22 protein-coding genes are annotated in these 19,899 nt (G+C 56.1%); 6 read left to right on the forward strand and 16 right to left on the reverse strand.

What is annotated here, in order from left to right:
• The first annotated feature begins 215 nt into the window (after window positions 1–215).
• On the forward strand, window positions 216–659 hold the full coding sequence (locus ACTJI7_RS00750; RefSeq protein ID WP_059357553.1) for a PACE efflux transporter: 444 nt from the start codon (window positions 216–218) through the stop codon (window positions 657–659).
• A 99-nt stretch (window positions 660–758) separates the two neighbouring features.
• Entirely contained in the window at window positions 759–1,130 is a 372-nt protein-coding gene (locus ACTJI7_RS00755; protein ID WP_028013164.1) for a VOC family protein, read from the forward strand.
• 57 nt (window positions 1,131–1,187) lie between these two features.
• Here ACTJI7_RS00755 and ACTJI7_RS00760 read toward each other — a convergent pair whose 3' ends face one another.
• A complete protein-coding gene (locus ACTJI7_RS00760; protein WP_192979227.1) occupies window positions 1,188–1,943 on the reverse strand; it encodes a DeoR/GlpR family DNA-binding transcription regulator in 756 nt (251 codons plus the stop codon).
• 86 nt (window positions 1,944–2,029) lie between these two features.
• Here ACTJI7_RS00760 and ACTJI7_RS00765 point away from each other — a divergent pair, with 86 nt between their 5' ends.
• Entirely contained in the window at window positions 2,030–2,614 is a 585-nt protein-coding gene (locus ACTJI7_RS00765) for an NUDIX domain-containing protein (RefSeq protein WP_192979202.1), read from the forward strand.
• Window positions 2,615–2,697: 83 nt separating this feature from the next.
• The gene (gene tam, locus ACTJI7_RS00770; protein WP_045260523.1) at window positions 2,698–3,456 is read left to right on the forward strand and encodes a trans-aconitate 2-methyltransferase; all 759 of its coding nucleotides are present in this window, start codon (window positions 2,698–2,700) and stop codon (window positions 3,454–3,456) included.
• 6 nt (window positions 3,457–3,462) lie between these two features.
• On the opposite strand, the gene ACTJI7_RS00775 is transcribed toward tam, so the two are convergent.
• The 6 genes from ACTJI7_RS00775 to ACTJI7_RS00800 all read right to left on the reverse strand — a co-directional run bounded on the left by ACTJI7_RS00775 (window position 3,463) and on the right by ACTJI7_RS00800 (window position 8,934).
• Window positions 3,463–4,653: a cytochrome c biogenesis protein/redoxin gene (locus tag ACTJI7_RS00775; protein ID WP_192979203.1), complete on the reverse strand. Its 1,191-nt coding sequence runs from the start codon at window positions 4,651–4,653 to the stop codon at window positions 3,463–3,465.
• A 136-nt stretch (window positions 4,654–4,789) separates the two neighbouring features.
• Window positions 4,790–6,088: an ATP-binding protein gene (locus ACTJI7_RS00780; protein ID WP_440669502.1), complete on the reverse strand. Its 1,299-nt coding sequence runs from the start codon at window positions 6,086–6,088 to the stop codon at window positions 4,790–4,792.
• Entirely contained in the window at window positions 6,085–6,825 is a 741-nt protein-coding gene (locus ACTJI7_RS00785) for a response regulator (protein WP_049137820.1), read from the reverse strand. Before ACTJI7_RS00785 ends, ACTJI7_RS00780 begins: the two co-directional genes overlap by 4 nt.
• Before the next feature lie 44 nt (window positions 6,826–6,869).
• Window positions 6,870–7,865, reverse strand: a complete 996-nt coding sequence (locus ACTJI7_RS00790) for an alpha/beta fold hydrolase (protein WP_192979206.1) — start codon at window positions 7,863–7,865, stop codon at window positions 6,870–6,872.
• 145 nt (window positions 7,866–8,010) lie between these two features.
• Window positions 8,011–8,451: a GNAT family N-acetyltransferase gene (locus ACTJI7_RS00795; protein WP_192979207.1), complete on the reverse strand. Its 441-nt coding sequence runs from the start codon at window positions 8,449–8,451 to the stop codon at window positions 8,011–8,013.
• A gap of 12 nt (window positions 8,452–8,463) precedes the next feature.
• Window positions 8,464–8,934, reverse strand: a complete 471-nt coding sequence (locus tag ACTJI7_RS00800; RefSeq protein WP_193540215.1) for a GNAT family N-acetyltransferase — start codon at window positions 8,932–8,934, stop codon at window positions 8,464–8,466.
• 144 nt (window positions 8,935–9,078) lie between these two features.
• On the opposite strand from ACTJI7_RS00800, the gene ACTJI7_RS00805 reads away from it, so the two are divergent.
• Complete coding sequence (locus ACTJI7_RS00805) at window positions 9,079–9,627, forward strand: GNAT family N-acetyltransferase (protein WP_028013154.1); 549 nt, start codon at window positions 9,079–9,081, stop codon at window positions 9,625–9,627.
• Here the strand turns inward: ACTJI7_RS00805 and ACTJI7_RS00810 are convergent.
• The 8 genes from ACTJI7_RS00810 to sad form a co-directional block, all read right to left on the reverse strand.
• A complete protein-coding gene (locus ACTJI7_RS00810) occupies window positions 9,615–10,529 on the reverse strand; it encodes a bestrophin family protein (RefSeq protein ID WP_192979209.1) in 915 nt (304 codons plus the stop codon). The two genes, ACTJI7_RS00805 and ACTJI7_RS00810, sit on opposite strands and share 13 nt — an antisense overlap.
• 200 nt (window positions 10,530–10,729) lie before the next feature.
• Entirely contained in the window at window positions 10,730–12,181 is a 1,452-nt protein-coding gene (locus ACTJI7_RS00815) for a tagaturonate reductase (protein ID WP_063154066.1), read from the reverse strand.
• Between the two features lie 116 nt (window positions 12,182–12,297).
• Window positions 12,298–12,825 carry a GNAT family N-acetyltransferase gene (locus tag ACTJI7_RS00820; protein ID WP_045260516.1) on the reverse strand — a complete coding sequence of 176 codons (528 nt, stop codon included), beginning with the start codon at window positions 12,823–12,825 and terminating at the stop codon, window positions 12,298–12,300.
• An 82-nt stretch (window positions 12,826–12,907) separates the two neighbouring features.
• Window positions 12,908–13,873 carry a sensor domain-containing diguanylate cyclase gene (locus ACTJI7_RS00825; protein ID WP_028013150.1) on the reverse strand — a complete coding sequence of 322 codons (966 nt, stop codon included), beginning with the start codon at window positions 13,871–13,873 and terminating at the stop codon, window positions 12,908–12,910.
• A 170-nt stretch (window positions 13,874–14,043) separates the two neighbouring features.
• Window positions 14,044–14,406: a DUF4186 domain-containing protein gene (locus ACTJI7_RS00830; RefSeq protein WP_045260515.1), complete on the reverse strand. Its 363-nt coding sequence runs from the start codon at window positions 14,404–14,406 to the stop codon at window positions 14,044–14,046.
• On the reverse strand, window positions 14,406–15,332 hold the full coding sequence (gene glsB, locus ACTJI7_RS00835; RefSeq protein ID WP_028013148.1) for a glutaminase B: 927 nt from the start codon (window positions 15,330–15,332) through the stop codon (window positions 14,406–14,408). The genes ACTJI7_RS00830 and glsB overlap by 1 nt, the downstream gene beginning before the upstream one ends.
• Window positions 15,333–15,394: 62 nt before the next feature.
• The gene (locus tag ACTJI7_RS00840) at window positions 15,395–16,984 is read right to left on the reverse strand and encodes a methyl-accepting chemotaxis protein (protein ID WP_440669507.1); all 1,590 of its coding nucleotides are present in this window, start codon (window positions 16,982–16,984) and stop codon (window positions 15,395–15,397) included.
• A gap of 107 nt (window positions 16,985–17,091) precedes the next feature.
• Window positions 17,092–18,480: a succinate-semialdehyde dehydrogenase gene (gene sad, locus ACTJI7_RS00845; RefSeq protein WP_063154060.1), complete on the reverse strand. Its 1,389-nt coding sequence runs from the start codon at window positions 18,478–18,480 to the stop codon at window positions 17,092–17,094.
• 98 nt (window positions 18,481–18,578) lie between these two features.
• Between sad and ptrR the strand changes: the two genes are divergently transcribed.
• Window positions 18,579–19,457 (forward strand): putrescine utilization regulator PtrR, encoded by an 879-nt coding sequence (gene ptrR, locus ACTJI7_RS00850; protein ID WP_063154058.1) that lies wholly within the window; start codon window positions 18,579–18,581, stop codon window positions 19,455–19,457.
• Here ptrR and ACTJI7_RS00855 read toward each other — a convergent pair.
• Window positions 19,411–19,893: a GNAT family N-acetyltransferase gene (locus tag ACTJI7_RS00855; protein WP_063154056.1), complete on the reverse strand. Its 483-nt coding sequence runs from the start codon at window positions 19,891–19,893 to the stop codon at window positions 19,411–19,413. The genes ptrR and ACTJI7_RS00855 overlap by 47 nt on opposite strands.
• Window positions 19,894–19,899 lie beyond the last annotated feature (6 nt).

Raw genomic sequence — 19,899 nt, forward strand, 5'->3', positions numbered from 1 at the left:
AAGACTGAGGAGGGATACCTCCTGAGGCACGGCAATATTCTTATTTAACATAATATACATTATGCGCACCAACGTAATACCAGTCAAAATCTGCCTTTCTACGGTCGTGATTGCCCCTGGTCATTGATAGCTTGTGAAATCCCAACCTCTACGTTTATCCAATGTTAAAAGACGTTTGATATACTCCTGGCTTTGACCACCGCTGCTGTAGACTTATGGAAATCGAACTCAATAAAAGCTTTAAAGAAAGGATTTTCCACGCTGTCATTTTTGAAGTGACGGCCAACGTTATCATCGCTCTGTCTCTTGCGTGGCTGATGAACGTTTCGGTACTCCAGTCGGGTTCGTTGTCGGTGATATCTGCGCTTACCGCAACGGTCTGGAATTTTGTCTTCAATAAGTTCTTTGACGCCCTGCAGAAAAAACATCAGTTTCAACGAACGTTTCTCGTTCGCGCCATCCATGCAGTTGGGTTTGAAACGGGCCTTATCATCTCCTTAATCCCTGTGGCCATGTTTATGCTGAATTTAACGATCGCGGAGGCATTTTTTGTTGAGATTGGCCTTGTACTGTTTTTCCTGCCATACACGATGCTTTTTAACTGGCTCTATGATTATCTGCGTTGGACATTCGTAGGGAGTAAACGGTCTGCTGTGTAGCGAGTATTGATATCGGTCACATTCACAACCCCTTGATCGTATTGGACTCCACTCTCTTTCTATACTTCTCATTTCACCATCACTTTTGAGGAGTCCATAATGTTTGATCATGTAAAATTCGGCGTCAGCGATTATGAGAAAAGTAAAACCTTCTTCCTCATGTCGCTTCAACCGCTCGGTGTCGAACTCGTCGATGAAGGCTCTCCTGACTATGGCGTCGAAATGAGTTCCGGCGATGTTTCTCTTTGCCTTTTTCAGTCGAATGATAAACCCGCTCCGCTTCATCTGGCCTTTGTGGCCACGACACGCCAACAGGTTGATGACTTTTACCATGCCGCGCTGCGCGCAGGCGGACGCGACAATGGCGCACCGGGATTGCGCTCCTACGGTAAAAATTACTATGCCGCATTTGTCATTGCCCCTGATGGTCATAATATCGAAGCGGTATGCCATGCCCCCGAAGAAAGATAACTTAATTTCACCCGCTTGCGAGTACCCGCGCCAGCCAGTTTTCTGGCTGGCTCACGCTCAGGCCAATACGACCGATACCCCTTTTTCCGATACCGCATTGACCCAGTCGCGGTCGGTATCGCCTTCGACGACAATCGTATTCGCCAGCGCCACATCGCCAATAACAAATGATGACGCCGTATTTATTTTTTCCGGCGACGCCAGGACAACCGTCTCGGCGGCTCTGCCGGAAAATGCACGTTTGATGCACGCCTCTTCGAAATCTCCGGTCGTCAGCCCTGCTTCCGGATGGATACCGGTCACGCCCATAAAGAACAGATCCGCATGAATGTTTTCGATACCTTCGATGGCCGCCGCGCCGACGGCGACAATCGAGTGTTTATACAAACGGCCGCCGATCAGAATCACCTCGATGGAAGGATGATTAACAAGCCCCAGGGCAATGCTCGGACTGTGCGTCACCACGGTAATACGCAGGTCACGCGGTACAAAGGCGATCAATTCTGAGGTGGTCGTTCCACCGTCAACGATCACCACCTGGCCCGAAGAAATAAGCTGCGCCCCCTTCTGCGCCACCTTTCTTTTGGCATCCATTTTAACGGACTGTCGTTCCGCGAAAGGCACAGTAGCGGAAGACGACGGCAGCGCGCCGCCGTGAACCCGCTGTAAACGCCCTTCTGCCGCCAGCTCGCGCAAATCGCGTCGGATGGTGTCTTCAGAGACGTCGAAGAGAACGCTAAGCGCTTTTGACTGGACCTGTCCTTCGGCGCCGAGCTTTTCAAGGATCAACTGTTTTCGCTGGCTGGTGAGCATGATGTATTCCTGATGTTGCATGTTTAATCTTGATAATGCACGATAATGCTGGTATTGATAGTTACTCTACGTAAGGAGGACGAAACGTGCAATCAAAACGTGCAGATGTGCGCATCATTGACAGTGAAACCCTGTCCGATAACTGGTACTTACTTAAAAAATATACCTTTGACCTGCAAAGACGCGATGGCGAATGGCAGCGGCAAACGCGTGAAGTATATGACCGGGGGAACGGCGCCACGATCCTGCTCTACAACCGTGACCAAAAAACGGTGATTCTGACCCGCCAGTTCCGCTTCCCGGTCTTTATTAATGGCCATGAGGACAATCTGATTGAGGCGGCGGCCGGCCTGCTTGATAACATGGATCCGGAAAGACGCATTAGAGCAGAGGCGGAAGAAGAGACCGGGTTTAACGTGTCGAGCGTGCAGAAAATCTTTGAAGCCTACATGAGCCCAGGCTCCGTCACGGAGAAACTCTATTTCTATATTGCCGAGTATCAGCCGAAGGACAAAACCAGCGCAGGCGGCGGTATCAAAGCGGAGGGAGAAGATATCGACGTGTTGGAAATGCCCTTTGAAGAGGCCTTGCGGGGAATTGATACGGGCAAAATCGTCGACGGAAAAACCATCATGCTGCTCTACCATATTGCACTGAAAGGCATTCTGTAACCTGCCGCTCGCCCGACGCCTGTCCCGGTGCAGGTGTCGGCCTGTGCTATCCTTGCTGAAACACGCAAAACGGAGATCTGAAGATGGCCGACTGGAACCCTTCGCTTTATCTGCAATACGGCGCTGAACGAACGCGCCCTGCCGCCGAGCTGCTTGCCAGAATTCCCCTGAGTGACGTTGCCACCATTGCCGATTTGGGCTGCGGGCCGGGAAACAGCACCGCGCTGTTGCAGCATCGCTGGCCAAAAGCGCAGATTGTCGGCGTCGATAACTCACCGGCTATGCTGGAAGAGGCGCGCAGCGCACTGCCCGACTGTCAGTTCGTTGAGGCCGATATCCGCCAGTTCAGGCCAGGCCAGCCGTTGAACCTCATCTATGCGAACGCATCCCTACAGTGGATACCTGACCATTACGATCTCCTGCCGCATCTGGCGTCACTGCTCGCGCTCAATGGCGTGCTGGCGATCCAGATGCCGGATAACTGGCTTGAGCCCACGCATGTAGCGATGCGTGAAGTGGCGCTGGAGCAAGGCTACCCGGACCGTGGCCGCGAGCCGCTGCCTGGCGTGCATGCGTATTACGATATCCTGTCGGAGGCCGGCTGCGATGTGGATATCTGGCGGACAACCTATTTCCATAAAATGAGTTCGCACCAGGCTATTATTGACTGGGTCAGCGCGACCGGTTTGCGCCCGTGGCTCCAGGAACTGAACGAGAGCGAGCAGCAACGTTTCCTGAAACGCTACCATGAACTGCTGGAAGAGCAGTATCCGCTCCAGGAAAACGGGCAGATACTGCTGGCGTTTCCTCGACTGTTTATGGTTGCCCAGCGTCAGCCCTGAACGGCGCTATGAACGGGCCTCTTTGAGCAGCTGCTGGATAACCTTTTCCTGCTGCTCATAATTCCCTTCGCCAAACGAGGTATAGCGTAGCTGACCTTTAGCATCGAAATAGTAGTGCGCGGGCCAGTACTGGTTGCCGAAAGCGTTCCAGATCTGATAGTTGTTGTCCGTCACAACCCGGTACGGCAGTTGCCATTTATTTACCGCGTTTTTCACCGAGGCGATCGGTTTCTCCCAGGGGTATTCAGGCGTGTGTACCCCTATGACGACCAGGCCCTGAGACTGGTATTTTGTTGCCCAGTCGCGCACGTGCGGAAGCGTATGCTGGCAGTTAATGCAGTCCCAGGTCCAGAAATCGATCAGAACCACCTTCCCGCGCAACGATTCAGACGTGACAGTGTCACCATTTACCCACCCTGTCCCACCGCTTAATGAAGGCAGCTGGCTGCTGGGCTCGGTCATGACGACCGGTTGAAGCTTCGCCGGTTGCGCGGCGGGCTTTGCCAGATTCAGCAGCGCGGTTTCAAGACGATTCGCGACGCCGTTTGCGCCTTGCAGAACAGACGTCATCCCCGTTGCGTTGAAGACGACTGCCGCTAACATCACCACGCCTGCCCCCTGACGTAATTTTTCCATCAGCGCCGATCTTGCTCTCAGCGGCGTCATCAGCGTGCGGCCTCCGAAAACGAGCAGGCCCAGCATCAGCGCGCAGCCGCTACCATAGGCGGCCAGCAAGGCTCCTGTGGCAATGGCCGAGTGTCCGGCAATATTGATGCTGAAAATGGCGCCCAGAATCGGTCCCGCGCAGGGAGACCAGAGCAGCCCGACGGCAAGACCGGCCAGAAAAGCCGATGCCATTCCACGCGTTTGCCCGCTTCGGGTGTTAAGGACATTTCCCGCGCTGACTGCCGGCCCGGCGATACGCTGGGCAAAGGCCGGAAAAATTAAGGCCAGCGCGGCCGTAGCCAGGACGATAAGCGCGATCCAGCGCCCGACGATAGTTGCCTCTGCTATCCACTCGCTGGCGACGGTGACGACCATCGCCACCAGGGTGAACATGACGATCATCCCCGCGAGCAGCGCCAGAATATGTCGCCGCTGCCCCTGAAAACCGGCGAACAGGAGAGGAATTACCGGGAGCGTACATGGACTGAGCAAGCTTATCATCCCGCCCAGGAAAGCAATTATCAGAAACATAGACACCTCACAATACAAGTCCTGCGATGCTGCAGTGAGGCTATTTCATCGTGCGGTTGTGTTCAGGATATGTGTAAAAGCGTGGGTTTTTGTCTGGCTCTGTATCGGCCTCGCGGGGAGATACAGAACCGTACAATTAAAGGCGCGGGAGAGTAATCGAAACGTCCAGCCCTCCCTCTGCGCGGTTCTCCAGCTTTAGCTTTCCGTCCAGCTGAGCGGTGAGCTGCGCTGCGATCGCCAGGCCGAGTCCTGTCCCGCCGGTGTCACGGTTGCGTGATGTTTCTACCCGATAAAACGGCTGTAATACCGCCTCCAGCTCGGCATCCGGTATCCCCGGCCCGCCGTCCATGATGTGAATCACCACCTCTCCGGCAGCTGAGTCATCAATGCTAATGGTGGCGTAGTCGCCAAATTTCAGGGCGTTATCCAGCAGGTTGGTCATCACCCGGCGCAGCGCCTGTGGACGCGTGACGATGGGCAAACGGTTTTCGCCTGCCTGAAACTGCACGTTTTTACCGATGTCCTGATAATCGCAGGCGATGCTGTTTATCCAGGCGTTCAGCTCCAGCTTCAGCGAGGTCTCTTCCAGTGATTCTGATGACCGGGCATATGCAATACCCTCCCGCACCAGACGCGACATGTTATCAAGGTCGTTTAAGAGCTTGTCGCGCAGGTCAGGCTGATCCGCCATTTCAACACGAAGCTTCATGCGGGTAATGGGCGTCTGGAGATCGTGCGATATGGATGCCAGGATCTGCGCCCGCTCCCTGAGATAGGACTGAATGCGCGCCTGCATCGCGTTGAAGGCATGTGCTGCCCGCTGCACCTCGATCGGCCCCTTTTCCGTCATTGGCGAATTGGCAGCCGGGTCCAGGGAGTCTACCGCGCGGGTAAACTGTGAAAAAGGCCGTATCACCTGGCGTACGGCGATCCAGGAGCAGGCAGCCAGCACGAGCAACTGCAGAATAAGAACAACGGGCAGCCAGCTGGCGACCGGCGGCATCCGAGGGATCAGGTCAATGGTCAGCGGTGCGCCATCATGTAGCGTGAGATGCGCCTGGATATGTGAAATGGCGCCGGGAACGGCGGTGAAGCTGAGCGGGTACTGTTCCGCAAGCGTCGCTTTTAAGGTTCGGATGGCGTCCCGGGAGCGCTTGTCCGTCGGCGCGTTCCCGGGCTCTCCCGGCCCCAGAATATAGCGATAGTTACCCCGTTCAAGTCGCGGCAGCCAGGCCGCGCGCTCGCTGGCGGGTAAGCGGTCTAAAATAGCCACGCTGGTCGCGACATCGTATTCCAGATTACCGAGCATCACCGTTCGGGCGCTGTGCATTCGCTCTATCATGACCAGCGTCAGGCTCAGGGCATTGGCGAGCAACAGGCCGGGCAGCACGACGACCAGCAAGCGGGCCAGCAGCGAGCGAGGCCAGAGCGTCATTCGTTAGCCTCTATGATGGTGACCGGCATGGTAAACACATAGCCCTCGCTGCGCACGGTTTTAATATACGCGGGCGTACGGGCATCTTCATTCAGACGCTGGCGAACCCGGCTAACCAGCAGGTCGATTGAGCGTTCAAAAAGCTCGGCGTCACGCCCCTGCGTCAGGTTCAGCAGCTGATCGCGGGTCAGCACCCGCTGCGGGTGGTCAAGGAAAACGCGCAGCAGGCGATACTCCGCCCCGCTGAGCGCCACAATCACCCCTTCCGGGTCGATCAGGTGGCGGGCAACGGTATCGAGCTGCCATTCGCCGAACGTCACCAGCCGCCCTGCTTCCGTCACCTGTAAATTGGGCGGCATCGTGCGAAAACGGCGTAAAATCGCTTTGATACGCGCCAGCAATTCTCGCGCGACGAAAGGCTTTACGACGTAATCGTCGGCTCCCATCTCCAGACCCAGGATCCTGTCCGTCTCCTCGTTGCGCGCCGTCAGCATCAGGATGGGCAGATCTTTATATTTCCCGACGCGTAATTGCCGGCACAGCGTAAGCCCGTCGTCGCCGGGCATCATAACGTCCAGCACCACCAGGTCGATATGCTGCTTGTCCAGCACGACGCGCATCTCTTTGCCGTTTGCCGCGCCAGAGGCGCGATAACCGGACTTAACGAGATAGTCGATAATCAGTTCACGAATATCCCTGTCGTCATCGACGACAAGGATATGATCAATATGCTCCACCGAAATCTCCAGACCGAAGGGTAACGTACTGAAAATAGCACATTTCAGAGTTTGTCAGCGTCAACAACTGCCTTGACGAAATCCTGCGGATCTTCCTGAGGCGGATTGTGCCCCACGGTTGCGCCGAAGGTACGGTGTTCATACTTACCGGTGAATTTACCCGCGTAGGTCTGCGGTGCCAGATGCGGCGCCCCGTTGTTTCCGCCTTCGATGGTGATCGTCGGAACGGTGATATTCGGCAGCGTGGCCAGTTTTTGCTCGTAGGCGTCGTATTTGCGCTCGCCTTTTTCCAGACCTAAGCGCCAGCGATAGTTGCTGAGCGTTACCGCAACGTGATCCGGGTTATCAAGGGATTTGGCGCTGGCGTTAAAGACAGCGTCGCTAAATTTCCAGTCAGGTGAGGCCTGAGACCAGATCAAACGAGCGAAGTCATGCGTGTTTTTGGCATAGCCTTCAGCGCCGCGCTCGGTAGCGAAATAGAACTGATACCACCATTGCTGCTCCGCTTTTGGCGGCAACGGCTGTTTACCAATCTGCTGGCTGCTGATGAGATAACCGCTTACCGAAACGAGCGACTTAACGCGCTCTGGCCACAGCGCCGCAACGATATCGGCCGTACGGGCACCCCAGTCATAGCCTGCAAACACCGCCTGCTTGATATTCAGGGCGTCCATCAGATTCACGATATCTTTCGCCATCGCGGAAGGCTGGCCGTTGCGCGGCGTTTTTGCCGACAGGAAGCGCGTAGTGCCGTAGCCGCGCAGAGAAGGCACAATCACGCGATAGCCTTTTGCCGCCAGCGCAGGCGCGACTTCAGCGTAGCTGTGAATATCGTAGGGCCAGCCGTGTAACAGAATGACCGGTTGGCCGTCTTTAGGACCAATGTCGACATACCCGACGTTAAGATCGCCGGCGTTAATTTGCTGTGGACGATCGAAAGCCGCCGCTAAGTTAGTGCCGGTGACTTCGGCCTGACATGACATGACGGTGCCAAGGGAAACGGTGAGAGCAAGCGTTGAATAAGCGAGTTTGCTGAACATGTTGGTATCTCCGGTTGAGTACAATTCACGGGGATATAACAACAGTTCAATGTATAGCGGATATGTGCGGAAACGCGTTTATTGCAAGCCTGTGTATGTATCTGGAACACGGATACAGTGTGATACAAACACAGGCGTTTTTGCCTTAAAGGGAGAGACGATAGCGGACATAATCGTCAGCATCACCGTATCGATCGTAGAGTTTACGTGCCGGATTGTTCTCCCGGGTAACCCAGTAGAGCTTTGACCACCCTTCGCGCTTGCCTTCCGCTATCAAGGCATCAATAAGCGCCTTACCCGCTCCCGCGCCGCGCTCGGCTGCATCAACAAACAGATCTTCCAGGTAGCAGATGGGCGCGGTTGACCAGGTTCCTTCGTGCAGAACACACATTGCGAAACCGATGACCTTTGCGTCTTTCTCTACCACGCGGCAGAACATCGGTGAATGCGCTGAAAGCGCCCTTTCCCATGTCGATGCGGTAACGGACTCCTCGAGGTAGCAATCATAAAAATGGGTATAGCCATCCCACAGCGGTCGCCACTGGGGATAGTCTTCTTCGCGTAGAGGTCTTACCGTGACAGCCATGCGTTCCTCACATTACAAGTCGATTGCCATTTCAAAACAGCGTAAATCAGCCCCCGCCATACGCGAGTGATGATAGTTTTCGCGCAACGTCACAAACCCCAGCTTCTGATAAAAGGCGTGGGCGTTAGGTGTTGCATCCAGCCTCAGGCGGGGTATCCCCCGGCTGCGCGCCTCGTGTGTAAGCGCCTCGATAATTCGGGTCGCCATACCTTTTCCGGTGGCTGAAGGCAAGGTGAATATGGCCTCCAGGCAATGGGTATCGAGATCCAGATAGCCGGTAGCCGCAATGACGCCCTTCTCGTCTTCCACCACGTAAAAAGGGTAATCAATGACCATTTGACGGTAATGCTCGGGCATAAGATCCGGCGTCCAGCGTGCAATCACGTCAGCGTCGTAGCTGGTTTTGCAGCCGTGACGAATCGCCTGATTGCGTATATTCCAGAGTATTTCGGCTTCCTGTGCATGAGCAGTTCGTAACGTCATATCACCTCTTCAATATTTCGCCATGAAAGAGACGTTGCCCATTTTTGGTAGTGAATAACCACAGCACGCCTCACCAGAATGTGATAGAGATGAAAATACCAGAACGCAAACAAAAACATAACGCTTAAATAAGGAGATCCGCAGATGACAATACCGACCCTCACGACAGAACGTCTCCTGCTGAAACCGCTGGTCGCCGAAGATGCGGTTCAGATTCAAAAGCTGTATCCGCGCTGGGAGATCGTCCGCTATTTGGTTTCTTCCGTGCCCTGGCCCTACCCGGATAATGGCGCGGAAAACTATGTGAATAACGTCGCGCTGCCGGATATGGCAAAAGGGATAGCCTGGATCTGGAGCATCCGCCGTCGTGAGGTGCCGGATGCGTTGATGGGGATTATCTGTCTGTACGATGTTGACGATAATAACCGCGGATTCTGGCTGGCGCCGGAGTTTCAGGGACAGGGATATATGCGTGAGGCCAGCATTGCAGCGACGGATTACTGGTTTAATACGCTCAACAAACCCGTTTTGCGGGCGCCGAAGGCCGCCGCGAACAGCCGCTCCCGTCGTATTTCAGACAGCAGCGGCATGCGGCTCATCAGAACAGAAAAGAAAGCCTACGTCAGCGGGATATTGGACTCCGAACTGTGGGAGATCACCCGCGACGAGTGGAACGCCCATCAGGTCAGCTGATAGTACTTATCCGGCATCAGCCTCTCCGGAATGTTCTCTTCATCGTTCATCTGCAGCAGATCGCGTTCCATCATGTTGCAGATGGCGTCCAGCGGAAGGTCGTTATCTTCTGTGCCAAACGGGTCTTCCAGCTCTTCCGCCAGGGTGTCCAGCGAGATAAAGGTGTATGAGATCAGCGCCGAGACAAACGGCGTCATGTAGTGCAGATCCACAACCAGCGCGAACGGCAGCATGATGCAGAACAGATACACCGTGCGGTGCAAAATCAGCGTATAGGCAAACGGCACTGGCGTTGTCGCAATCCGTTCACAGCCGGAAAGGACGATGGACATATCGTTCAGGCGGTTGTTAAGGCTGTGGAACAGGATGTCCGAAAGCTGCCCGTTACGCCGCCGCACGGCCAGCCACTCCCCCATGACCAGCAAAATACGGTTCGCCGGCGAGTTGGCGCCCATTATCTGAGCTAAAACGTCCGGGGCAAGATAGCGAGAGAGCTGGTCAGCGTTCATTTCCCGGCGCAGGGTCATGCGCAGGCAGTTGGCAAAGGCGATCTGCAGGCGGACAAATTCCCCCAGGTGCTTATCGTCCGGCAAGGTGTTTTTTACCTCGCGAAACAGCGAGCGTGCCGCTATCATCAGTTGCCCCCACAGCTGGCGAGCTTCAACGTAGCGTGAATAGCAGGCGTTGTTTCTGAAACCAAGAAAGATTGCGATCGCCACGCCGAGAATGCTAAATGGCGCCACGGTAAATTTGATGCCCAGCGAGGTATACCACGGCAGCATCAGGATAACGGCGATAGAAAGCAGGAAGTTGAGCAGCAGTCGGGTATAGATTTTGGGGAGTACCGAACCGTGCCAGACAAAAATCAGTTGTAGCCAGTGCTGTTTAGGACGAACAATCATAGTGAGTTTCAGGCAAGAAAAGAGCGTGGCTATTAAACGTGATCCCCATCACGGTTGCAAGCATGTTAACGGAACATTGCATTCTCTCACCTGAAGAATGAAAACCGCACGGTGCTGCATTTGATTTTAAAAACAGGGTAAATAGTATGTTGTAACTAAAATAATGCCTGTTTAAACCCGGCCGAAGCCGGGTCACGTAATTAGCAAAGCGGCTTCACCGCTGCGCGTATGCCCTTCAGCAGAATGGCATCAAGATCCCGCGTCACCTGGTCAACCAGACCGTCCACCTTCGTCAGGTCCTGCTCCCAGTGCGCTTCTACGCTCAGCACGGCGTGCACCAGTTCGCGGGTAGCGAGCTGATTATCACGATGCTGCGCACATAGCTGTTGATAACGTTCCAGCCAGAACGCATCATCCTGAACCGGATAGTTCTCTCCGTTACGCTCCGCGCGATAAAATGCGATCAGTGCCGCTAACGCAAACGTCAGACGCGCTGGCAGTTGACCTGAGGCCTTCTGCCCTGCCAGCAGCTGCGGAAGAATACGCGTGCGATACTTGGTCATGCCGTTGAGCGCGATGGAAAGCAGCTGGTGTCTGATGTAGGGATTTCGAAAACGCCCTGTTACCGCGCTGGCGAACGACTCCAGTTCGTCGCGGGGCAAATCGAGAACCGGAATAATTTCCTCATAAATTGCTTTTTCGACGAAAGCGCACACGTCTTCATCATTCATCGCCTCGCCAACCGTGTCCAGCCCGGCCTGATAGGCCACCGGTACCAGCGCCGTGTGCGCACCGTTAAGAATGGCGACTTTACGCTCTTTATAGGGCTTGATGTCGTCGACAATCAACACGTTTAACGGGTACTTATCCAGGCGCAGTTCACCAGCCAGCGAGGCTGGCCCCTGAATGACAAACAGATAAAAGTGTTCAGCCGTGTCCAGGAACCCATCGTGATAACCCAGCTCGGCCTCAAGCGTGTCCACTTCATCGCGCGGGTAACCGGTTACGATACGGTCAACCAGCGTTGAGCAGAAGTGGTTTGCCTCGTTCAGCCACTGGATAAAGGCGGCAGGCAGCGCCCACTCCTGGGCATAGCGCAACACAAGTTCACGCAATGCGTCACCGTTGTAGTCAATCAGTTCACACGGAATGATAACCCAGCCCTTGTCAGGCGCGCCGTTAAAGTGGCTAAAGCGCTCAAACAGCAGGCGCGTTAGCTTCGCCGGGTAGCTGACGGCTGGCGCATCGTCGAATTTATCCCCCGCGTGATAGCTGATTCCGGCTTCGGTGGTGTTCGAGAAAACAAAGCGCATATCCGGACTGTGTGCCAGTTTCAGAAAGGCGTCGTAATCGTCGTAGACGCTGATTTCACGGTTAACAGAGCGGATAAGTCGGGCTTCACTCACCTCTTCGTCCTGCTCATTCAGGCCACGAATGATGGTGGTGTACAACCCATCCTGCGTGTTCAGCGACGGCGGGAAGTCGCTCTGAATAGGACGAACGATAACCACACCGGCGTTGAGATCGGTATGTTCATTCAAAAGGTCAATTTGCCAGTCGACAAACGCACGCAGGAAATTGCCTTCGCCAAACTGAATAATGCGTTCGGGATACTGCGCACCGGGAAAATCACGACGGTTGAGCGTGTTCACAAGAGGGTTCCTTTTATGATTAGTCATACAGCCTGATAAGATTGGTACGATAACTTATCAAAACTTTACGACCAGATACCCTGTTTCGATCAATCCCCGGCGTGGTTGTGAAAAAATTATAAGAATTTATAGAACACCGACGTGGCCGTCATAGCGCCGTCCGGCATCAGGGCGTAGCGCGGGATCTCACCGACCTTTTGCCAGCCGGCACGCTGGTAGAAGGTTTCGGCGCCGCTGCCGGTGGAGGTATCGAGCACCAGAACCGAAATGTTTCTGGCCCGGGCCTCAGCTTCCAGCGCTTCCATCAGCGCCATTGCGGCCCCTTTTCGACGCGCTTTTTCATGAACCAGCAGCTTTGCCACGTCCGCACGGTGCGGCTGGTTTTCCGGCTGGTCGGTAATCAGTTGCACCGTGCCGATGACGCCCTCCTGCGGATCAATACTGGCCAGCACCACGCGCTCGTTGCGCCCTACGCTGTCAGCTATGCCGAGCCAGAATGAACGGGCCTTCTCCAGGTTAAAGGGCAGCATAAAGCTGACGGATGCGCCGCCGTTTACGCAGTTTTCGAGGATCCCGGCCAGCGCATCAAGATGGGTGAGAATGTCGTCGCGGGTGAGGTTTTTGATTTGCAGTGAGGTATTCATTTTTTGTCCTTACGTTGAATACCCTCACTTTGCATTTAACATTTCATTAACGCAAACGGAACGGTCATACGCTTTTGTTATGTCATCTGGCCCGCTGCCGCTGCTGCTTCATGGCATACATTTTTTCATCGGCATCTTTGAGCCACTGCTGCAGGTCGTTGCCGTTATGATCGAATTCGCTCAGCCCCCAGGAGAACAGAAGCGACCACGGATGTAGCTTGCGTGCATTGTAGTTTTCGACCTGCTCGGCGAGATACTGCATGGCAATCCACGCGCCCTTCTCATCCGTATCAGCAAACAGCACGGCAAACTCATCGCCACCAAAACGAACCAGCATATCCGCTTCGCGGAAAGAGGCGCGCATCAGCTGCGCCATGGTCTTTAACGCCTTATCCCCCTCTTCGTGCCCGTAGCGATCGTTAATCTCCTTGAAACGATCCAGATCCAGCCAGCCGAGCGTTAACGGCTCCGCCCGGCGACGGGCGATGGAGAGCGTGAACCGCACGAGCTGGTTAAAGCCCCGTCGGTTGAATAATCCGGTCAATTCATCCGTGGTCGCCGCGCTGATTGCCGCAAACTCATCTTCAGCCAGCGCGCCCAAATCCCCCAACACGGCGAGATCGGTCGCTGAGAACTCCCGCGGTGCGTAGTCAATCAGGCAAAGCGAGCCAACGCTTGCGCCGTTACGTAAGCGCAGCGGAAAGCCTGCGTAAAACCGCACGCGAGGTTCGCCGGCCACCAGCGGGTTATCCGCAAAACGATCGTCCTGAAGCATATCCCCGACGATCAGCGGTGCTTCGGTGAGGATGGTATGGCCACAAAAAGAGATGTTGCGCGGAACGGAATCGGGGGCCTGCCCATCCGCCGACTTAACGATCAGCGTATGCTCATCAATAAGGTTGACCATGGCCAGCGGTACCTGGAAAAAGCGTTTTGCCAGACGCGTTAAGCGGTCAAACGCCGGGGAACTGTCAATCTCAAGCAGACCCGATTCGCGCAGCGCGTTAAGTCTGTCAATTTCATTTTCAGGTGTTGCAGGTGCTTTCATAATGTCTCCTGACGTAAAGCGTTACTCAAAGCGTAGCTTAAACCGAGACATTGTCAGCGTTCGACGTCCTGTTAAGCCGCTATCCATTTCACGTCAATGCGTTATGACGATTTGCTCGTCCGCCAGCCGGGTACGAGGCTGCAGGCGGTAAGCGCAGAACGCATTAAATATCATTTTTGGGCGTTCATCTGTATCACCAGCCAGCGGTGGATCACGCTGACGATATAATGTTGCTGCTGCGCGCTCAGCTGCACGCCCTGGGGAATGTTATGCCATTTTGCCAGACAGCCCCGGCAGCAGGTCGCGGTGGCATGCTGGGCGATAAACACCGGGTGGCCACGCATGGGCGTCTGCTTGCCGTCGTTTGCGGGTTGCGCGGGTGCAAGGCGTTTAGCGACAAAATCGGCGGCATGCTGGTCAATGGTTTCGGGGCCTTTGTCCCAGCAGTACTGTCGTTCCTTATTGCCTAAGCGGAAGCGCGAGCGAAACGTCGATCGCGCCAGGCGGGAAAAAAGGGGATCCAGGTCAGACATCAGTATACAGAACGTCCCAGGCGCTGGGTCAGCTTCTCCAGAACCGCCACGCCGGCAAGTGAATTTCCCGTTTCATCCAGCTCCGGGCTCCAGACGGCAATCGCCATTTCATGTGGCACAATCGCCACCACCCCGCCGCCAACGCCCGATTTGGCCGGAAGGCCAACCCGCCAGGCAAACTCCCCGGCGTTCTGATACATGCCGCTGGTAGCCATCAGGGCGTTAACCTGACGGGCCTGAAGCGGGGAAACCACCTCCTGATCGAGATGCGGCGCGTGCCCCTGGTGCGCAAGGAACAGAAACGTCTGAGCCAGCTCAACGCAGTTCATCTTCAGGGCGCAATAATGGAAGTAGTTTTGCAGCACGGTCGCCACGTCGTTGTGGAAGTTACCAAAGGATTTCATCAGCCAGGCGATAGCCGCGTTGCGGGCGGAGTGTTCAAACTCCGAGCGCGCCACCACTGAATCATAGGCAATGTCGTCCACGCCAGAAAGCTGACGAACAATCTCAAGCATTCGCTGACGCGGTGCGCTGAGGCGGCTTTGCAGCATATCGCAGACCACCAGCGCCCCGGCGTTGATAAAGGGGTTACGCGGTTTACCCTGTTCGATTTCGAGCTGAAGCAGTGAGTTAAAGGGCTGGCCGGACGGATCTTTTCCCACGCGCTGCCAGATCTCTTCTTCCTCATACTGGCGCATCGCCGCGACCAGACTCAGCACTTTAGAAATAGACTGAATAGAAAAGCGTTCAGTGGCATCGCCTGCCTGGTATCGCTGTCCGTCTATGGTACAGATAGCGATGCCCAGCTTATTCCCGCTCACCGAGGCAAGGGCCGGAATGTAGTCGGCCACCTTCCCCTTTCCCAATAACGGACGAACCTGCGCCAGAATCTCGTCCAGCATCTCATTATGGATGACCGCAGCCACTCTTTGCTCCTTGCCCTCAGGCTAAAACGGGCTGCGAGTATAACAGAGGCTAATGTATTGCGTCAGGCGCTAAGACGAAAACGCGAAACGGCCAGCAATAAAAGATCGGACTGCTTTTGCAGGCGTTCAGAGGCCTCCGAGGCGTCAGAAACCAGCATATCCGTCTGGCGTGAAACCTGATTCAGCGCCTGTAGCTGGCGCGTCATCTGGTGAATACTTTCTCCCTGACTGAGCGTGGCGGTCGAGATTTCATTCAGCAAACTGCTTAAATTGCCCACCAGACCGGTGACCTGCTGCAGGTTCTCTTCCATCAGATTCACGGCGCGGGAGCCGTCTTCAATGCCCTGCACGGAGCGGTTGATCAACTCCTGAATGGTCTGCGTCGAGTGGCTGCTCTTTCGCGCCAGGAGCCCGACTTCCCGGGCGACGACGGCAAACCCGCGCCCCTGGTTTCCTGCATGGGCGGCCTCAATGGCGGCGTTGAGCGCCAGAATGTTAGTCTGAAACGCCACGCTGTCGATCATCGCCACGATCCCGCGCATCTCGGACGATCGCTCGACGATCGCCTGCATGGAGGCATTCACGGTCGACATCATCTGGTCGCCTCCTACGGCAGCCTGACGCGCTTCATCCGCGCGCGAGCTGGCGAGGCGGGCATAGCCGGTATTCCCTTCCACGTGGGTTTCCAGCGTCGCGATATGCGCTGTGACCTCCTCCAGCTCCTTTGCCTGACGCGCCGACTGCTGGTACAGCTTCTGGTTTCCCTCCGCGAGGGAGCCAATGTTCTCTACCATCGTGGCTGTGGCGTGGCTGACCTGCGTCACCAGCTGCTGCAGGCCGCGCTGCATGGTGGCAACGCTGTCGCTAAGCTGCCCCGTCTCCCGGTTAAAGCGCATCACGTTTGGCGGCGTGCCGGAGAGATCTCCTGCGGCCAGCCGGTTAATATGTGTAATAAGCCGACGCAACGGCGTAATCACCCACCTGGACATGCCGAACCAGACGGCTGCGGCGATGGCGAGCAGCAGAACCGGCGCCAGCAGGAACAACGTTTGCAGACCGGAGAGCTGCGCCATTAAAGCCTGACGCCCCTGCATGGCCTGCTTCTCGCTGGCCTGCTGATAGCGCGCGTAGTTGTCGTTAAAGTCGGTCTGAAAAGCCTGTGCTGGCACGGCAAAAAAGGCATCAATCGAGTTGGTTCTGACAAGCGCTTCCGATTGCTCCTTAATGGCATCGTAGAAAAGCTGGTAACTGTTAATCAGCGCCTCATCTTTTGGCGGGCTGAGCGCCAGCCAGGCCTTCCATGCCTGCTGAGAAACCGCCAGCGACTTTTGTGCGTCGTCCATCAGGCTGTGCCAGCTTCCTTCCGAGCCGGTTTCTTTATCCTGCATAAACCAGACGCCGGAGCGGTTGAGCAGATCGCTCGCCGCCAGCAGGGAGACGCGCGCCAGATCCAGCTTGCTCTGCTGCTGATACGCCAGCAGGTTTTGCCGTTCATTGCGCTGAGCTTCCTTCAGGGAGGCGTTCAGCAGAAAGGATGAGGAGAGCTGCAGCGCGGAGAAAAGGCCAATAATACAAAAGATACCCGTCAGCAGGCCAAACTGGCGAGGGATAAGACGCTGCGCAATACGGCGAAAAATTTGCGTTAGGTTCATAATTTTCTTCAGTAACAAGACGTTAGACGCGTGCGAGTCTACGAAACGAAAATGACAGAACCATTGCAGATAAATGACAACGGCCCTCGTGATGAGGGCCAAATAAATTACACGCGATCCTTCCACACCGTCTGCACATTACAGAACTCGTGCAAACCAAAATGGGAGAGCTCGCGGCCAAAGCCACTTTTCTTCACGCCACCAAAGGCCACGCGCGCGTCGCTGGCGCTGTATCCGTTGATAAACACCCCACCGCACTCCAGCTCGCGAGAGAATTTATCCGCAAGCGCTGCGTCGGCGGTGAAGACCGTGGCAGACAGGCCAAAGTCGCTGTCATTGGCAAGCGTCAGGGCGTGCGCCGCGTCTTTCGCAACGGTAATGGCCGCGACCGGACCAAACAGCTCCTGGCGGAAGGCCGTCATCGACGGGGTGACGTTCGCCAGCACGGTTGGCGCGTAATAATTCCCCTCACCGCTGATTTTCTCTCCCCCCAGCAGCAGCGTTGCCCCTTCTGCCAGGCTCGCCTGCACCTGCTGATGCAGTTCATCGCGCAGATCATAGCGCGCCATCGGGCCAAGGTAGTTCTCTTCTTCATCCGGCGAGCCCATCTTTAACGCGGAGACGGCGTCAACGAAGCGTCGGGTAAAGGTGTCTGCAATACCCTCTTCCACAATGAACCGTTTGGCCGCCGCGCACACCTGCCCGGTATTCTGGTAGCGCCCTGCTACCGCCGCCTTCACGGCAAGATCCAGGTCGGCATCGTTGAGAACGATGAACGGGTCAGACCCCCCCAGCTCAAGAACGCATTTTTTCAGCGCCGCCCCCGCCTGCGCGCCAATGGCTGCCCCGGCGCGCACGCTGCCGGTGACGGTTACCGCCGCAATGCGACGATCGTTAATCGCCTGGCTTACGCCGTCATTGGTGGCGTTCACCCAGCCGAATACCCCTTCAGGGAAGCCGGCGTCCGCAAAAATCTGCGCGATAAGTTCCGCCGAGCCGAGCACATTGGGCGCGTGTTTGAGCAGATAGCTGTTACCTGCCAGCAGGATCGGCACCGCGCCGCGCAGCACCTGCCAGAGCGGGAAGTTCCACGGCATCACCGCCAGAATTGGCCCCAGCGGACGATACTCGATGACCGCGTTGTTATTCTCGACCTGCGTGGGTTCAGCATTCAGCATCGCCGGGCCATGTTCGGCATACCAGTCGCAGAGGCCCGCTGATTTCGCCACTTCCGCACGCGCCTGCTGAATGGGTTTTCCCATCTCGCGGGACATCATCCGGGCCATCTCTTCCGCGCGACCGCGCAGCGCGGTGCCGAGATCGCGCAGCTTCTGCGCCCGGTGGGCTACGCTTTCGCACCGCCAGTGACGAAAGCCCGCATCAGCCAGCGCGATGGCACGTTCAACCTCTTCCTGCGTCGCCCACGGATACGAGGCGAGCGTTTCGCCCGTTGCAGGGTTAACGGACAGAGCATGTGTAGCAGATGAATATTTCATGATGTTCTCCACGCATTTCGGTTGATTAAGTGTGGCTCACTCTGCTATTTCTTAAAAATGAATAATACTGACCACCTTATTCACGAAACGAGAATGCTATGGACTTAACCCAGCTTGAAATGTTTAACGCCGTCGCGCTGACGGGCAGCATCACCCAGGCGGCGCAGAAGGTGCATCGCGTACCTTCGAATCTGACGACCCGCATCCGCCAGCTGGAGGCCGATCTTGGCGTGGAGCTGTTTATCCGTGAGAACCAGCGTTTGCGCTTATCTCCCGCCGGGCATAACTTCCTGCGCTACAGCAGGCAGATCCTGGCGCTGGTGGATGAAGCGCGCATGGTCGTCGCGGGCGATGAGCCGCAGGGGCTATTTGCCCTCGGCGCGCTGGAGAGCACCGCCGCCGTACGCATCCCTGAGACGCTGGCGCAGTTTAACCAGCGCTATCCGCGCATCCAGTTTGCCCTTTCTACCGGACCGTCCGGGACGATGATTGATGGCGTACTGGAGGGAACCCTGAGCGCCGCCTTTGTCGACGGGCCGCTGTCGCACCCGGAGCTGGAGGGGATGCCGGTCTACCGGGAAGAGATGATGCTGGTCACCCCTGCCGGGCAGACGGAGGTAACGCGCGCTGCGCAGGTGAGCGGCAGAGATGTTTATGCCTTTCGCGCAAACTGCTCGTATCGCCGACACCTGGAGAGCTGGTTTCATGCAGACAGAGCCGCGCCGGGACGCATTCATGAGATGGAGTCCTATCACGGCATGCTCGCCTGCGTCATCGCGGGCGCGGGCATCGCGCTGATGCCGCGCTCAATGCTGGAAAGTATGCCGGGACACCATCAGGTTGAAGCCTGGCCGCTGGCGGAAAACTGGCGCTGGCTCACTACCTGGCTGGTGTGGCGACGCGGGGCGATGACCCGCCAGCTGGAAGCGTTTATAGCGCTGCTAAACGAACGTCTTCAACCAGCGCCTTCTCCATAAACAGGCTGAGCGGATCGCCCACATACGGGGCAAACGCCGGACGCCGATCGTAGCCGCTTCGTTCATAAAGACGAATCGCGGCATGCTGTTTGATGCCCGTTTCCAGCCGTACGGTATGGCAGTGACGGCTCAGGGCCTCATCTTCCAGCGCGGCCAGCAGCTTCTCAGCCAGATGTTGCCCGCGATGGGCCGGATCGATATAAACCCGCTTCATCTCCCCCGTTCCGTCGCCATTGAGCACGATAGCTCCACAGCCAACGGCCTGAAGCTGCGGGTCGCGGACGATCATCAGGATAAGGGATGTCGCGGGCAGTTCTGAAAGATCGAGCAGATGGTTGCTTTCGGCGGGATAGAGTTCGCTCTGATAACGGTCGAGGGCCGCAATCAGCATAAGAATGTCCGGGTGACGTGCAGATTCAGAGGTAATGGAATACATGGCAGG

Source organism: Enterobacter sp. 22499, from assembly GCF_052044815.1.
Taxonomy (GTDB): domain Bacteria; phylum Pseudomonadota; class Gammaproteobacteria; order Enterobacterales; family Enterobacteriaceae; genus Enterobacter; species Enterobacter bugandensis.